11 protein-coding genes and 1 tRNA gene are annotated in these 15,547 nt (G+C 67.9%); 4 read left to right on the forward strand and 8 right to left on the reverse strand.

All coding sequences use genetic code 11. The annotated features are described in order from the left end of the window. Positions 1-70 precede the first annotated feature (70 nt). The 4 genes from AC07PE_RS01965 to AC07PE_RS01980 all read left to right on the forward strand — a co-directional run bounded on the left by AC07PE_RS01965 (position 71) and on the right by AC07PE_RS01980 (position 6,062). The gene (locus AC07PE_RS01965; protein ID WP_498761085.1) at positions 71-415 is read left to right on the forward strand and encodes a hypothetical protein; all 345 of its coding nucleotides are present in this window, start codon (positions 71-73) and stop codon (positions 413-415) included. Positions 416-477: 62 nt separating this feature from the next. After that, positions 478-1,707 (forward strand): TolC family protein, encoded by a 1,230-nt coding sequence (locus AC07PE_RS01970; protein ID WP_498761087.1) that lies wholly within the window; start codon positions 478-480, stop codon positions 1,705-1,707. 7 nt (positions 1,708-1,714) lie between these two features. Then, positions 1,715-2,932, forward strand: coding sequence for an efflux RND transporter periplasmic adaptor subunit (locus AC07PE_RS01975; RefSeq protein WP_498761089.1), 1,218 nt, complete (start codon positions 1,715-1,717; stop codon positions 2,930-2,932). 10 nt (positions 2,933-2,942) lie between these two features. Continuing rightward, positions 2,943-6,062: an efflux RND transporter permease subunit gene (locus AC07PE_RS01980; protein WP_498761091.1), complete on the forward strand. Its 3,120-nt coding sequence runs from the start codon at positions 2,943-2,945 to the stop codon at positions 6,060-6,062. A gap of 62 nt (positions 6,063-6,124) precedes the next feature. On the opposite strand, the gene AC07PE_RS01985 is transcribed toward AC07PE_RS01980, so the two are convergent. From AC07PE_RS01985 to AC07PE_RS02020, 8 genes are all read right to left on the reverse strand, one after another. Next, positions 6,125-6,201 (reverse strand) — tRNA-Pro (locus AC07PE_RS01985). 48 nt (positions 6,202-6,249) lie between these two features. Next, a complete protein-coding gene (locus AC07PE_RS01990) occupies positions 6,250-8,136 on the reverse strand; it encodes an MFS transporter (RefSeq protein ID WP_498761093.1) in 1,887 nt (628 codons plus the stop codon). Between the two features lie 122 nt (positions 8,137-8,258). Then, entirely contained in the window at positions 8,259-9,320 is a 1,062-nt protein-coding gene (locus tag AC07PE_RS01995; protein WP_498761094.1) for an AbrB family transcriptional regulator, read from the reverse strand. Continuing rightward, a complete protein-coding gene (locus tag AC07PE_RS02000) occupies positions 9,321-10,397 on the reverse strand; it encodes an ABC transporter ATP-binding protein (RefSeq protein ID WP_498761096.1) in 1,077 nt (358 codons plus the stop codon). Between the two features lie 25 nt (positions 10,398-10,422). Continuing rightward, positions 10,423-12,237: an ABC transporter permease gene (locus AC07PE_RS02005; protein ID WP_498761098.1), complete on the reverse strand. Its 1,815-nt coding sequence runs from the start codon at positions 12,235-12,237 to the stop codon at positions 10,423-10,425. Between the two features lie 74 nt (positions 12,238-12,311). After that, on the reverse strand, positions 12,312-13,412 hold the full coding sequence (locus AC07PE_RS02010) for an ABC transporter substrate-binding protein (RefSeq protein ID WP_498761099.1): 1,101 nt from the start codon (positions 13,410-13,412) through the stop codon (positions 12,312-12,314). A 37-nt stretch (positions 13,413-13,449) separates the two neighbouring features. After that, complete coding sequence (locus tag AC07PE_RS02015) at positions 13,450-14,427, reverse strand: tripartite tricarboxylate transporter substrate binding protein (RefSeq protein WP_498761100.1); 978 nt, start codon at positions 14,425-14,427, stop codon at positions 13,450-13,452. 34 nt (positions 14,428-14,461) lie between these two features. After that, the gene (locus AC07PE_RS02020) at positions 14,462-15,523 is read right to left on the reverse strand and encodes a porin (RefSeq protein ID WP_498761102.1); all 1,062 of its coding nucleotides are present in this window, start codon (positions 15,521-15,523) and stop codon (positions 14,462-14,464) included. Between the last annotated feature and the right edge of the window lie 24 nt (positions 15,524-15,547).

Consider the following 15,547-nt stretch of genomic DNA (forward strand, 5'->3'; position numbering starts at 1 on the left):
CAGGACGGTTTGACGATCTCGCAATTGCCGGTATCATGCCTCCATGCGCCGCTGGATCATCATCATGCTGTTGCTCGTCTATCCATTCCAGGTTGCCCTGGCAGTGGCGGACAAGTGCTGCGTGACGACGCCCGCCGGCCTGACCCATCACGGCGCGGAGCAGGACCGCGCCACTTTCGCCGCGCCGGCGGTGTTCGTGGCCGACGACGGCCACGGTGCGCTGTCCGATCCGCATTGCGCCGCCTGCGTGTTCGGGCACATCATTTACCTCCCTTCCGGCAGTATCGACCTGCCCGCCGCGCCGCACCACGTGGAGCGCACGGCCTTCGCCCTCCCGAGCCCGACCGCGCCGCCCAGGGGCCGCCTGGAACGGCCCAAATGGCCGACCGCCGCCGACCGGCGCGCGGATTCTTGATTGACGGGCCGGCCGGCCCGCACCGCCTGCGCGCCTGAATAAACCCATTTCAGGAGCAGACCATGTACACCCTAAAGAGGCGTCCAGCCATGCTGGCCGTCGTATCCCTATTGGCGTGGGGCCCTTGCGCGGCCGAGACGATCGACCTGGCGGCCGCAGTCCGCCTGGCGCTCGCACAGCCCGCCCTGCGCGCATCCGCCCACGAGGTGGCGGCAAACGAAGCCCTGGTCGGCCAGGCCGGCAGTTACCCCAACCCGGAGCTCGCCTGGTTGCGCGAAGGCCAGCAGCCGGGCGCGCGCACTACCACCATCCAGGTCAACCAGACTATCGAACTGGGCGGCAAGCGCCGGGCGCGCGTCGCACTCGCGCAAGGCGCCGCCGGCCTCTCGAAGAGCGAGCTGGCGGCACGGCGCCAGGAAGTCCGCGCCGACGTCATCGGCGCCTGGCATGCGGTGCTGGTGGCACAGCGCCGCGTGCAGTTGGCGCAGGCCATGAGCGAGCTGGCGCGCAGGAGCGTCGAGGTGGCCGGCAAGCGGGTCCGCGCCGGCAAGGTCTCACCGATCGACGAAACCAAGGCCCGCCTGGCCGCGGTGGACGCCGCCGCCGGCTTGACCCAGGCCGGGGCCGAACTCGCCGTCGCCAGGAATCGGCTGGGCACGCTGACCGGCATGTCGCCAGCTGAGCTCGTGCTGGAGGGGCCGGCGGACCAGTTGCCTGAGGTCGAAGCGCTCGGCGCCCTGCTCGCCCGCGCCGGCGCCTCGGGATCCGTCCGGCGCGCCCGCAGCCAGCTGGCGGTCCAGGAAGCGCAGGCCGGCGTCGAGCGCGCCGCGCGGCTTCCCGACCTCACCCTGTCCGTCGGCAGCCAGCGCGAGGACGAAGCCGGCCGGCGCCAGGCCGTGCTCGGCCTCTCGGTGCCGCTGCCGCTGTTTAACCGCAACGAGGGCAATCTGCGCGCGGCCCTGCAGCGCACCGACAAGGCCCGCGAAGAGCTGGCCGCCGCCCAGTCCAATACGGCAGCGGAGCTGGCCAGCGCCCGCGCCCGCTACGACGCCGCGCGCACCGAAGCGCGGCTGCTGTGCCAGGAAGTGCTGCCGAACGCGCAATCTGCCTACGAGCTGACCCTGAAGGGCTTCGAGTACGGCAAGTTTTCGATCCTGGACGTGCTCGACGCCCAGCGCACCTGGTTCCAGGCCCAGTCCCGCGAATCGAACAGCGTGCTGGAAGCCTGGCGCGCCTTTGCCGACATCGAGCGCATCGCCGGCCCCGCAGCCTCCACCGAATTTACCGATTGAGACAGACATGACGAAGAAACAGACATGGACGATCGCGCTGATGTGCGCGGTGTCCGCAATCCTGGCCGCCCTGATCCTGTGGCGCCAGCCCGCCGCACCCGCCGCGCAAGGCGGCGAGCACGCCGCACACCGGGACTCCCACGGCCATGACGACCGCCACCCTGACGAAGGCGCACAAGCTGCCCAGTCCGAAAGCCAGCCTGGCGTGGCGATGAGCGAGGCGCAGATCAAATCGAATGGCATCGCCGTCGACCCGGCAGCGCCGGCCATGATCCGCGAGCGGCTGCACCTGCCGGCGGAAATCAAGGTCGATGCCGAGCGGACGGTCGCCATCGGTGCGCCCGCCGAAGGCATCGCGCAATCGGTGCTGGTGTCGCCCGGCGCCACCGTCAAGCGCGGACAGGCGCTGGTGACCATCCAGAGCCCCAGCGCCGCCCAGTGGCGCGCCGATCTGGCGAGCGCCCAGGCCCGCGTGGCGCTGGCGCGAACGGCCTGGCAGCGCGAAAAGACCCTGTGGGAAGAAGGCATCTCCGCGCGCCAGGACCTCGAGGCCGCACAGGCAGGCTTGAAGGAATCGGAGATCGCCGCACAGGCCGCGCGGCAGCGGATGACAGCGCTGGGCATCGCGGCGGACGGCAAGCTATCCGGCATCGTTACCGTGCGCGCCCCGCTGGACGGCGTCGTGATCGACAAGCCCGCCGTCGCCGGCCAGGCGGTGGACAGCGGCAAGCCGCTGCTGACGATCGCCGACCTGTCCCGGGTCTGGGTGGAGGCAGCCGTGCCCGCCGACAGCCTGGCGCAGGTCCGCCCGGGCATGCCGGCCAGGGTCAGCGTCAACGCCATGCCGGCGGCGCTCGACGGTGTCGTGTCCTTCGTCGGCCCCGTGCTCGGCGAGGCGACCCGCATGGCCACCGCCAGAGTCCTGCTTCCCAACCGCGAAGGACATCTTCGCCCCGGGATGCTGGCCACGCTCGACCTGCTCGGCCCACAAGCGCAGGCGCCGGTGACGGTCGCCAGCGAAGCCGTCCAGACCATCCACGAGCACGAGGTCGTCTTCGTGCGCACGCCTTCCGGCTTCCAGCCGCGGGACGTCACCATCGGACGCTCGGACGGCAAGCGAACCGAAATCCTGAAAGGCATCGCAGCCGGCACGCCCCATGCGTCCAGCGGCAGCTTCCTCCTCAAGGCCGAGCTCGGGAAATCCGAAGCCGAACACGACGACTGAGAAGGCTGCCATGTTCCAGAAACTCATCGCATTCGCCATCGCGCGCCGCTGGCTGGTCCTGTTCGCCGTCGCCTGCCTGGCCGGCCTTGGCGTCTATAACTACCAGCGCCTGCCGATCGACGCCGTCCCCGACATCACCAACGTCCAGGTGCAGATCAACACCGCCGCCCAGGGCTACTCGCCGCTCGAAGTCGAGCAGCGCATCACCTTCCCCATCGAGACCGCGATGAGCGGACTGCCGCGGCTGGAGCAGACCCGATCGCTGTCGAAGTACGGCCTGTCCCAGGTCACGGTGGTCTTCAGGGAAGGCACCGACCTCTATTTCGCGCGCCAGCTGGTGGCCGAACGCCTGCAGGGCGCCAAAGCCAGGCTGCCCGCCGGCGTCGAACCGGCCATGGGGCCGACCGCGACCGGGCTGGGCGAGATCTTCTACTGGACCGTCGAGGCGAAGGAAGATGCGCGCAAGCCGGACGGCAGTCCCTACACGCCGGCCGACCTGCGCGAGATCCAGGACTGGATCGTGGCGCCGCAGCTGCGCGGCGTGGCCGGCGTCACCGAGGTGAACACCATCGGCGGCTACCTGAAGGAGTACCAGGTCGCTCCGGACATGGCCAGGCTGTCGGCCCACGGCCTGTCGCTGGCGGTGCTGGTGAACGCCATCGACCGCAACAACATGAACGCCGGCGCCGGCTACATCGAGCGCGGCGGCGAGCAGTTCGTGGTGCGCACGCCCGGCCAGGTCAAGTCGCTGGAGGAGATCCGCAACATCGTGCTCGACGTCGTGCAGGGCGCGCCGGTGCGCGTGCGCGACGTTGCCGAAGTCATGCCCGGACGCGAACTGCGCACCGGCGCAGCCACGGAAAACGGGCGCGAAGTGGTGCTCGGCGCGGTCTTCATGCTGGTCGGCGAGAACAGCCGCACGGTGGCTGAAAGCGCGCGGCGCAAGCTGGCGGAGCTCAGCCGTTCGCTGCCGCCGGGGGTGCAGGCCCTGCCCGTCTACGACCGCTCGGTGCTGGTCAACAAGGCCATCGCCACCGTGCGCAAGAACCTGCTCGAAGGCGCCCTGCTGGTGGTCGCGATCCTCTTCCTCTTCCTCGGCAACCTGCGCGCCGCCCTGGTGACGGCCCTGGTGATTCCCCTGTCCATGCTGATGGTCTTCACCGGCATGGTCAAGGCCGGCGTCAGCGCCAACCTGATGAGCCTCGGCGCGCTCGACTTCGGCATCATCGTCGACGGCGCCGTGGTCATCGTCGAGAACTGCATCCGGCGCCTTGGCCTCGCCCAGGCCGCGGCCGGCCGTCCCTTGACGCGCGAGGAGCGCTTCGCGGAAGTCGCCGCGGCAGCCGCCGAGGCGCGCCGTCCGCTGCTGTTCGGCCAGCTGATCATCATGACCGTCTACCTGCCGATCTTCGCCCTGTCCGGCATCGAAGGGAAGATGTTCCACCCGATGGCGATCACGGTCGTGATGGCGCTGGCGGCGGCGATGCTGCTGTCCGTGACCTTCGTGCCGGCGGCGGTCGCGCTGTTCGCCGGCAGCCAGGCAGCCAGCCATGAAAGCCGGCTGATGGACAAAGCCAGGGAGCTGTACGCGCCGATGCTGGACCGGGTCCTGCGCAACCGTCCGGTGGCGCTGAGCTTTGCCGTCCTGTGCGTGCTCCTGAGCGGCCTGCTGGCGACCAGGCTGGGCAACGAATTCGCGCCCAACCTGGACGAAGGCGACCTGGCGGTACTGACCATGCGCGTGCCCGGCACCAGCCTGCAGCAGTCGGTGGCGATGCAGCAGCATCTCGAAGCCTCGCTGCTGAAGCAGTTCCCGGAGATCGAGCGCATGTTCGCACGCATCGGCACGTCCGAAGTAGCGACCGATCCGATGCCGCCGAACGCCGCCGACAGCTACATCATCCTGCGTCCCGAAAGCCAGTGGCCGAAGCCGCGCAAGTCGCATGCGGCGCTGGTGGCCGCCATCACGGCGGCGGCCAACCGGATTCCCGGGAACAGCTACGAGTTCTCGCAGCCGATCCAGCTGCGCTTCAACGAGCTCATATCCGGCGTACGCAGCGACATCGCCGTCAAGGTCATCGGCGACGAGCCCGCGGCGATGACGGCCGCCGCCCAGCAGGTCGCCCAGGTACTGGGCAAGGTAAGGGGCGCCACGGAGATCAAGGTCGAACAGACCGAAGGGCTGCCGGCGCTGACGCTGGAGGTCGACCGCATCAAGGCCGCGCGCTACGGCCTGAACGTGGCCGACGTCCAGGAAGCCTTCGGCACCCTGGTCGGCGGGCGCGAGGTCGGCATGATGTTCGAGGGCGACCGCCGCTTCGCCATCACGGTGCGGCTGCCGGAAGACGCCCGCAACGACATCGCCAGCCTGCGCCAACTGCCGATCGCGCTGCCGGCGCGGAACGGCCATGCAGCCAGCATTCCGCTATCCGAGATCGCTACCCTCGGCTTCGTGCCGGAGGCGAACCAGATCAGCCGCGAGAACGGCAAGCGCAGGATCGTCGTCACCGCCAACGTGCGCGGGCGCGACCTCGGTTCCTTCGTCGCCTCCCTGCAGGTGGAGCTGGGAAGGCTGAAGCTGCCGGCAGGCGTATGGCTCGGCCTCGGCGGCCAGTTCGAGAACCTGCAGGCGGCGGCGCAACGCCTCGCCCTCGTGATTCCGGCGGCGCTGGCCATCGTGTTCGCCCTGCTCTACCTGATGTTCAACAGCGTGAAGGATGGGCTGCTGGTGTTCAGCGGGATTCCGTTCGCGATGAGCGGCGGCGTGCTGGCGCTGTGGCTGCGCGGTCTGCCGCTGTCGATTTCGGCGGCGATCGGCTTCATTGCGCTGTCCGGCGTGGCGGTGCTGAACGGGCTGGTCATGATTGCCTTCGTACGCTCGCTGCGCGATCGGGGCTACAGGCCCGAGCAGGCCATGCGCGAGGGGGCGCAAGTACGCTTGCGGGCGGTGCTGATGACGGCGCTGGTGGCCTCGCTGGGCTTCCTGCCGATGGCGCTGGCCACCAGTACCGGCGCCGAGGTGCAGCGGCCGCTGGCGACCGTGGTCATCGGCGGCATTCTGTCGTCGACAGCCCTGACCCTGCTGATCCTGCCGGCCCTGTACACCTGGGCTCACCGGCGCGAGGACTGAGAATGGCGGGAATATAAACGAAAAAGGCCAGCTCGAAAGCTGGCCAATCTCATCAAATTCATTGGTCGGGGCGAGAGGATTCGAACCTCCGACCCCCTGCACCCCATGCAGGTACGCTACCAGGCTGCGCTACGCCCCGACTCAGCCTGCAATTATATCAGAGGCGGCTGGAATGATAAGTATTTTGTTACTTCCATTCACCACGTAGCGCCAGTACCTGCTCGTACAAGCCCTCCGGCGTGACCTCCTGCGGCGGCACCGGCCGTCCCACCGCCAGCGCCAGCCTGGAACGCCAGCCGCGCGCGAAGGAGCGCTCGAACACGTTCGACGGGTCGCGCGAGAACACGCTGCCCCACAGGCCGCGCAGCGCCATCGGGATCACCGGCACCTTGCTGCGCTCGACGATCTTGGCGACGCCGCCGCGGAACTCGCCGATCTCGCCGTCGCGGGTCAGTTTCCCCTCCGGGAAGATGCAAACCAGCTCGCCTTCGTGCAGGGCCTGGGCGATGTCGACGAAGGCCTTCTCCATCAGCCACGGGTTTTCCTTAGCCGGGGCGATCGGGATCGCCTTCGCGGTGCGGAAGATGAAGCCCAGCAGCGGGGTCTTGAAGATGCGGTGGTCCATCACGAAGCGGATCGGGCGCGGGCTGGCGGCCATGATCACGATCGCGTCGACGTAGGACACATGGTTGCAGACCAGGACCGCGGCGCCCTCTTCCGGAATCTGCTCGGCATTCACGGTCGAGACGCGGTGGATGGTGTGGATCAGCAGCCAGGCCAGGAAGCGCATCAGGAATTCCGGCACCAGCGAGAAGATGTAGATGGCGACGACCGCGTTCAGCAGCGCCGTGGTCAGGAACATCTCGGGGATCGTGAAGCCCTGCTTGAACAGGAACACGGCGACGCCGGCCGCGGCCACCATGAACAGCGCATTCAGGATGTTCATGCCGGCGATGGTGCGCGAGACATGCTTGGGGTCGCAGCGGGTTTGAATCAGCGCGAACAGCGGCACGATGAAGAAGCCGCCGAAGACGCCCAGCAGCAGCAGGTCCAGCAGGATGCGCCAGGTGCCATGCTGGTGCAGCAGACCGATGAAATCGACGGTCGCGGTATTCGTGTAGCCCAGGCTGGCGAAATACAGGTCGATGCCGAACAGCGACAGGCCGATCGCGCCGAAAGGCACCAGGCCGATCTCCACTTTGCGGCCCGAGAGCTTCTCGCACAGCAGCGAGCCGGCGCCGATGCCGAGCGAGAAAATGGTCAGCAGCAGCACGAACACGCTGTGGTCGCCGTGCAGGTAGTCCTTGGCGTAGAGCGGGAACTGCGACAGCACCAGCGCGCCGTAGAACCAGAACCAGGAATTGCCGAGCATGGACAGGAACACGGTGCGGTTCTGGCGCGAGTAGCCCAGGTTGCGCAGCGATTCAGCGATCGGATTCTTGCTGATGACGAGGTCGGGCGCCGGCGCCGGCGACACCGGGATGCGCCAGCTGGTGGCCAGGCCCAGCACCGCGATGGCCACGGTGCCGATCGCCACCATGTGCACGCCCCAGGCGCCGCGGCCGGCCAGCACCGCGCCCATCACCTCGCCCAGCAGGATGCCGACGAAGGTGCCCATCTCGATCACGCCATTCCCGCCCACCAGCTCTTCCGGCTTCAGGTGCTGCGGCAGGTAGGCATATTTGACGGGGCCGAACAGGGTCGAGTGCACGCCCATCCCGGCCACGGCGGCGACCAGCAGCCACAAGGTATGCGTGTACCAGCCGATGCCCGCCACCGCCATGATCACGATTTCGAGCAGCTTGACGAAGCGCGCCAGCCTGCCCTTCTCGACCTTGTCGGCGATCTGGCCGGCGGTGGCCGAGAACACGACGTAGGGCAGGATGAACAGGCCCGGGATCAGGTTGTTGAGCAGGGCCGGGGCCATGCTGGTCCAGGACAGCGCGTCGTAGGTCAGCACGACCAGTAGCGCGGTCTTGAACAGGTTGTCGTTGAAGGCGCCCAGGAACTGGGTCCAGAAGAAGGGACCGAAGCGGCGCTGGGTCAGCAAGGAAAACTGGCTCGAGTGGCTCATGCGGAGATCGTGGCGTGTGATTGGATGCCACAATCTACAACACAAGACGGACCTTGAACATAGAATGTTGCTAAACGTTAAGCATAGGCATCGGATTCCGATACCGCTGGCCTTGTCTTTCGCTATCCAGTGGATCGAAGTCGCTCCTGAAGCGACCTCCAGCCCCGGTACAAGGGTCCGATCGCCAGCACCACGATCACCATGCGCGACACGTGGAAGGCCGTTACCACCGGCACGCCCAGGTGCAGCACGCGCGCCGTGAGCGACATCTCGGCAATGCCGCCCGGCGAGGTCGCCAGGATCATGGTACCGGGATGCAGCGAGGTGACCTGGGCCAGCAGCAGGGCGAACAGGGCGGCGACCAGCATCGTCGCCGCACTGCAGGCGGCCACGCTGGCCAGGTAGCGCGGCGCGGTGTGCACGAAGGCAGGCGTGAAGCGGGTGCCGAGCGAGACGCCGATGAACAGCTGGCCGGTGCGGATCATCCACTCGGGCAGGCGCGAAAGCTGGATGCCGGCCGCGGTCAGCGCCAGCGCCGCCGCCAGCGGGCCGATCACCCAGGCGTTCGGCACGCCGAGGCGTTTCAGGACCAGCGCGCAGGCGCCCGTTATCAGGATCAGCAGCGCCAGCCCGCCTATGTCGACGCTGGCGGCCAGCGGCACGAACATGTCGAGCCCATCGCCCCAGCCGTGCTTTGCCAGCCAGCGTACCGCGAAGGGAATCGTCCCCACCACCATCATGATGCGCAGGCTGTGCGCAGCGGCCACGCGTTCGACGACGGCGCCATGGCGCTCGGCCTGCACCGCCATTTCGGAGGCGCCGCCGACCGCCATCGCGAAGAAGGCAGTGGCGTCGTCGCAGCCGGACAGGCGGCGCAGCAGCGCGCCGGCCGCCATGCCGAGGCAGATCGCCATGGCGACGGCCAGTGCGATCCAGACCGCGTTACGCGCCAGGGCCGCCAGCACCGGCGCGCTGAAATAGAGCCCGAGCGCGGTGCCGATCGCCCACTGCCCTGCTTCGCGCGCCTGCACCGGCGCCCCGAGTTGCGCGCCCAGCATGCAGGCGATCGCGGTCGAGAACAGCGGGCCGATCATCCAGGGCAGCGGAGTGTCGAGCGCAATGCATAGCAGCGCCGCCGCCAGCGCCAGCGCGAGCGCCGGCAGGAAACGGCGCAGTTGAGACACTTAGAACACCCAGAGCTTCTCGGCCGGCATTTCGAGCCAGTACTGGCCCGGGTCGAGGCGGTGCTTGGAGTAGGCGCGCACATGGGCATCGCCGCTCTTGAACAGGCATTCCCAGCGGTCGCCCAGGTACATGGAAGTCAGCAGCGGCAGCTCGATGCCGTTGGCGACCGGGCTGCGGCCGATTTTGACTTCCTCGACGCGGATCAGGGCGGACGCATCCTTGCCCTCGCCCAGGCCGCGCGCGGTCGCGTTCAGCTCGCGGCCGCCCACCTGCAGGCGCGCGCCCGTGCCGTTGCGCTGCACCAGCTGCGCCGGCAGGCGGTTGTTACTGCCCATGAACTCGGCCGTGAACAGGGTGTCCGGCGCCTCATACATCGATTGCGGCGTGCCCTGCTGCTCGATCTTGCCGTTGTTGAGCAACAGGATGCGGTCCGAGATCGCCATCGCCTCCGCCTGGTCGTGGGTCACCATCAGGGCCGACAGGCCCAGGCGCACGATCAGCTCGCGCAGGAAGGCGCGGGCTTCCTCGCGCAGCTTGGCGTCGAGGTTGGACAGCGGTTCGTCGAGCAGGATCACCGGCGGGTTGTAGACCAGCGCGCGGGCGATCGCCACACGCTGCTGCTGGCCGCCCGACAACTGGTGCGGGAAGCGCTCGCCCAGGTGGCCGAGGCCGAGCTGGGACAGCACTTCGTTGACCTTCTCCTTGATCTCGCGCGAGGCCATCTTGCGCAGCTTGAGACCGTAGGCCACGTTGTCGAACACGGTCTTGTGCGGCCACAGCGCATAGGATTGGAACACCAGCCCGAGGTTGCGCTCTTCCGCCGGCAGCTCCAGCGTGCGGCCGCCCTTGGCCCCGCCTTCGAACACGCGGCGTTCGCCGATGTCGATGGTGCCCGCTTTCGGGCTTTCCAGGCCGGCCACGGCGCGCAGCAGCGTGGTCTTGCCGCTGCCCGAAGGGCCCAGCAGCGCCACCACTTCGCCGCGCTGCAGGTGCATCGACACGCCTTTCAGGATCGGGTTGGCGGAGGCGCCGCTGCCGTAGTCGAGGTGCAGGTCGTTGACGGTCAAAACGTTCATGGTCATGTCTCGCGTATTCGTGTGGTTAGTTATGCAGCTTGACGCCGAAGCGCAGCGCGATGCCCAGGCCGATGGCCACGAGCGTGATATTGATGAAGGACAGCGCGGCCACCAGGTCGGTAGAGCCGCCGGCCCACAGCGAGACCAGCATCGCGCCGATCACTTCGGTGCCGGGCGACAGCAGGTAGACGCCGGTCGAGTATTCGCGTTCGAAGATCAGGAAGACCATCAGCCAGCCGCCCAGCATGCCGAACTTGATCAGCGGGAGCGTGACGTCGCGGGTGACGCGGCCGCGGCTGGCGCCGACCGCGCGCGCCGCCTCTTCCAGTTCGGGGCCGACCTGCAGCAGCGAGGTCGAGACCAGGCGCATGCCGTAGGCCAGCCACACCACCGAATAGGCCAGCCACAGCGCGAAGATGGTCGAGCGCAGCTGGCGCAGTTGCGGGATGAAGTGCTCGGACAGCCAGGTGGCCCAGCCGGCGTCCATGCCCTTCAGGATGGTATCCAGCCAGCTCGGCACGAACAGGAAGACCCACAGGAAGGACAGGCCGGCCAGCAGGCCCGGCACGGCGCGCGGCACCAGCACGCTGTAGTCCAGCAGGCGGGTCACGCCGTCCGGCTTGCGGTGCATGGCCAGCGCGATGGCGGTGTAGCAGGCCACGGCCAGGCCGCCGCCCACCACGCCGATCAGGATGGTGTTGACGATGCCGCGCACCAGCGATGGCTGCTCGAAGATGTCGCGGAAGTGCTGCAGGGTCAGCACGTCGGCCAGCTTGACGCCCTCGCCCCAGTACTGGACGAAGGAGCGCAGCACGATGCCGGACAGCGGCAGCACGATGGTGACCATGATCCAGGCGCCGATGACGGCCATCGCCAGCCATTTCCACTTGCCCAGCGGGAGCGGCTTCTGGCGTGCACCCTTGCCCTTGATCGAGACGTATTTATTGGCCGACTTCAGCAGCCAGCGCTGCAGCATCACCAGCGGCATGGTCACCGCCACCAGGCACACGGCCACCGCCGCCATCAGGTGGTAGGACGGGGTACCGAGTTTGTTGGTCAGCTTGTACAGGTAGGTCGCCAGCACCAGGTGGCCTTCCGGATCGCCCAGCACCAGCACCAGGCCGAACACCTCGAAGCCGAGGAAGAACACCAGCACGCCGGCATAGGCCAGGGCCGGCATGATCATCGGCAGCGACACGTTGAACATCACCTGCCACGGCGAGGCACCGGTGGTGCGCGCCGCCTCTTCGACGTCCGAGCCCAGGCTCTTCAGCGCCGAGGAAGCGTACAGGTAGACGTGCGGCACGTGGGTCAGGCCGGCGATCACGACGATGCTGGTGAAGGAATACACGTTCCAGGGCACGATGCCGAGCAGCTGGTGCACGCAGGTCGTGTAGAAGCCCACCGGCCCCATGGACACCACATAGCCGAAGCCCATCACCATCGGCGACACGAAGATCGGCACCAGCAGCAGCGGCGCGATCCAGCTGCGGCCAGGCAGGTCGGTGCGCACCATCAGGAAGGCCAGCATGCCGCCCAGCGGCACCGCGATCGCCGCCAGGCCGGAGGCCAGCAGCATGCCGTTCTTGAAGGCCATCCAGAAATCGGGGTCGTCGAAGACGAAGCGGAAGGCGTCCAGCCCGAGCTGCTTGTCGGGCATGAAGAAAGGCGCCGTCAGGACGCTCTGGTAGAAAATCAGGAACAGCGGAAGGAAGATCGCCAGGCAGGCCAGCACCACCACGATGGCGCGCGGCCAGTTGAAGCGGGAGCGGCGCGCGGCGGGCAAGCCGTCCGCGCCCTGCGATTTCAGGCGGGCGCCGGGAAGTGAGAAGGTAGGCATGTTTGAGTCCGATCAGGCGGCGAAAACGGGGCGCGGCGGGCGGGCCTGCCCCGCCGCGGATGCTTCGTACAGCGTTACTTCTTGCCGGCGGTGGCCTTCCACTCTTTCAGGAAGGCCATGCGGATTGCCGGGTCCAGGTACTCCATCACGGCCGGGCTGACCGGCAGCGGCTTGATGTTCTTCTCGCCGATCTGCTTGATCAACTCGCTCGAAGTGGTCTCGCCGGTGACGTCGGCGCGGATCGCGTACAGCTTGGAGGCGTTGGAGATGACGGTCTGGCCGCGCTGCGACAGGATGTAGTCGGTCCACAGCTTGGCGGCGTTCGGATGCTTGGCCGACTTGTTGATGAAGTGGACGCGCGACATCACCAGCGTGTAGTCCTTCGGCAGCACCACGCCCAGCGAGGGGTCGGTCTTGGCGCGCACCAGGGCGTAGGAGCCGATGACGTTGTAGCCGATCAGGTTCTCACCCGAGGAGATCCGCTCCAGCATGGTGCCGGTCGAGGATTGCACGCGCACCTTGGCGGTGCCGAAGGCCTGCTCGAGCTGCTTGAATTGCGCGAAGTCGCGCTCGTCCTGGCTCATGAACATGAAGCCGACGCCGGACTTCTCGATGTCGTAGGTGGTGACCTTGTCCTGGAACTTCGGCTGGCTGATGATGCGCACGAAGTCGGCGTGGGTCTGCGGGATGTCGGCGCCGGTCACCAGGCGCTTGTTGTAGACGAAGACAGCCGGCTCGAAGGTAGTGCCGTAGGCCATGTCCTTCCACGAGGCCCAGGCCGGAATCTTCGATGCTTCCACCGATTTGTAGGCCATCGCGTAGCCGCCGGCGGCCAGCTTGATCTGCAGGTCCATCGCCGAGGACCACAGCGCGTCGGCGGTGTCGCCGCCGGCTGCCGCTTCGGAGATGAAGCGGTTATACACCTCGGTCGAGTTCATGTCGTTGTACTCGACCGTGATGCCCGGGTACAGGGTGTTGAAGTCCTTCACCAGCGGCGCGACGGCCTTGCTGTCGGTGGCGCCGTAGATCACCAGCTTGGCTTCCTTCCTGGCGCCGTCGACGATCTGCTGGTAGGCGGCCGGATAGCCGGCGGGTACCTGGGCCAGGGCCTGGCCGGCGCACAGGGCGATGGCAGCGGTGACGGTGGCGCGCAGGATGTGTTTGGTGGCTTGCATGTCTTGTCTCCTTGGGTGTATTCGTGTGGGGCAGGCGTCAAGGCTCGCGCACGAGCTTGAACTGCCTGGCCTGCTGCTTGTAATTGAGGACTGCCTGTTTGATATAGCGGGTCAACTGGTCGCCGGTGAGCGAAAACGGGTACAGCCCGGCCTGGGCGCGCTGCTGGGCGAATTCGGGGCTGGCTTTCATGCGCTCGAAGGCCGCGACCCAGCGCCGGTAGTCGGCGTCCGGCACGCCCGCGCCCATCCAGACGCCGCGGATGACGGGCCAGACCAGGTCGTAGCCCTGCTCGCGCGCGGTCGGCACCGCGGCCAGCACGCCGGGCAGCCGGTGCTCGGACAGCACCGCCAGCACCCGCACCTGGCCGCGCCCGGCGTACAGCGCGGCCTCGGAGGCGTCGCCCGAGATCGCCTGCACGTAAGCGGCCTGCATCGCCGTGAATTCCTCGCCGCCGCCCTCCAGCGCGACGAAGCGCAGCTTGCGCGGATCGACGCCGGCCAGGCGCGCCAGCAGCGCCATCTTCATCCAGTCCTGGCTGCCGATGGTGCCGGACATGCCGATCAGGACCTTTTGCGGATCCTGCTTGAGCGCCTCGACCAGGTCGCCCAGGGTGCGATAGGGAGAATCCGCACGCACCGCGATCATGCCGTAGTCGGCGCCGAGCGCCGCGACCCAGCGCACGTCGTCGGCGCTGGCCTTGCCGAACTTGCCCTGCGCCAGGTTCAGCAGCGAACCGCCGGAAAACGCGACCAGGGTGTTCGGCTCGGCGCGGCGCTGCGACGATTCCATCGTGTGCCAGGCCACCGCACCGATCCCGCCCGGCACATAGCTCAGCTTGAATTTCGGCGAGCCGGACTTGTCCTGCAGGGCTTTCTGGGCCAGCTTGCAGGTCAGGTCCATCGCCCCGCCCGGCTTGGACGGGATCATGCATTCGACTTCGCCGGGGGTGGCCGCGCCGGCGTGCAGGCAGGCCAGCGCGAGGAGCGGGAGCAGGAAGGTGCGCAGTGTATTCATGGCGCCCATCATACGGTGCGTGGCCGGCCGCGCGTCAGAAGCGGTGCTGGATGCCGGCGGTGACACCGGTCTGCGTGGTGCCGGTGCCGGCATCGTCGCGCGACAGGCCGACCAGCTGGCCGTGGTCCGCCTTGGCGTGGGCCGCCGACAGGTAGAGGTCGGTGCGCTTGGACAGCGCGTACATGGCGCGCGCCACGTACATGGTCGGATCGGCATCCTTCGCCGCCGGCAGTTCCTTGGTATTGATGTGGTAGACCGCGCCGGTCAGGGTCACCGGGCCGGTCACGTAGGTGATGCCGCCCCAGAAGGTATCGCCGCGCAGGTCGACCGTGGCGGCCTTGCCGGACTGGAGCTTGTAGCCGCGCATGCCGGCGACGTAGCGCCACTGGCCGGTCTTGTAGTCGACGGCCAGGTGGTAGGCGGTGGTCTCGTCGCGGTTGCCGGTGGCGGCGACGGTGTTGCCGTTCACCTGTTCATAGGCGGCCATCACGCCGAATCCGCCGCCGAACCAGGAACCGCCCACCGCGTACTTGCGGCCATCGGCGGTGCTGCCGGCCTGTTCGCCCAGGCCGACGGTGGCGCCGTAGGTGAAGCCGCCGCTGGTGCCGGTGTACTTGATCAGGTTGTCGAAGGCGGTGGTCATGCCGTATTTCGACGGGCCGGTGGCGCCGCCGCTGGTGGCCCAGGAATAGTTGGGCGCGAAGCCCAGCGGGTCGAACTTGATCACCAGGTCATAGGTGGTGGTGAAGGAACGGCCGATTACCACGCGGCCGAAGCTGCCTTCCAGGCCGACGTTGGCCTGGCGCTTGAACAGGTTGCCGTCGGAGGCGCCGGTGTCCATCAGGATGCCGCCTTCGAGGTTGAAGACCGCCTTCAGGCCGCCGCCCAGGTCTTCGCTGCCGCGGAAGCCCCAGCGCGAGGTGTTCTTGCCGCCCGAGACCACGCGCACCACGCTGCCGTCGTTGGCGCCGGCATGGTTGACGGCTTCGACGCCGGCGTCGATCAGGCCGTAGACCTGGACGTTGCTCTGGGCGTTGGCGGAATTATTCAGGGAAAGCGCTGCCAGGACGGCGAGCGCGAGGGCCGACTTCTTCATGGTGTCTCCGGTTGTTGTAATCGT

It is taken from the genome of Telluria sp. GW821-FHT07G12, from assembly GCF_059418525.1.

Excerpts from the sequence above, each read along its gene's own strand:
- AC07PE_RS02020 (WP_498761102.1), bottom strand. The coding sequence starts at position 15,523 with ATGAAGAAGTCGGCCCTCGCGCTCGCCGTCCTGGCAGCGCTTTCCCTG.
- AC07PE_RS02005 (WP_498761098.1), bottom strand. The coding sequence starts at position 12,237 with ATGCCTACCTTCTCACTTCCCGGCGCCCGCCTGAAATCGCAGGGCGCG.
- AC07PE_RS02010 (WP_498761099.1), bottom strand. The coding sequence starts at position 13,412 with ATGCAAGCCACCAAACACATCCTGCGCGCCACCGTCACCGCTGCCATC.
- AC07PE_RS02000 (WP_498761096.1), bottom strand. The coding sequence starts at position 10,397 with ATGAACGTTTTGACCGTCAACGACCTGCACCTCGACTACGGCAGCGGC.
- AC07PE_RS02015 (WP_498761100.1), bottom strand. The coding sequence starts at position 14,427 with ATGAATACACTGCGCACCTTCCTGCTCCCGCTCCTCGCGCTGGCCTGC.
- AC07PE_RS01975 (WP_498761089.1), top strand. The coding sequence starts at position 1,715 with ATGACGAAGAAACAGACATGGACGATCGCGCTGATGTGCGCGGTGTCC.
- AC07PE_RS01970 (WP_498761087.1), top strand. The coding sequence starts at position 478 with ATGTACACCCTAAAGAGGCGTCCAGCCATGCTGGCCGTCGTATCCCTA.
- AC07PE_RS01990 (WP_498761093.1), bottom strand. The coding sequence starts at position 8,136 with ATGAGCCACTCGAGCCAGTTTTCCTTGCTGACCCAGCGCCGCTTCGGT.
- AC07PE_RS01980 (WP_498761091.1), top strand. The coding sequence starts at position 2,943 with ATGTTCCAGAAACTCATCGCATTCGCCATCGCGCGCCGCTGGCTGGTC.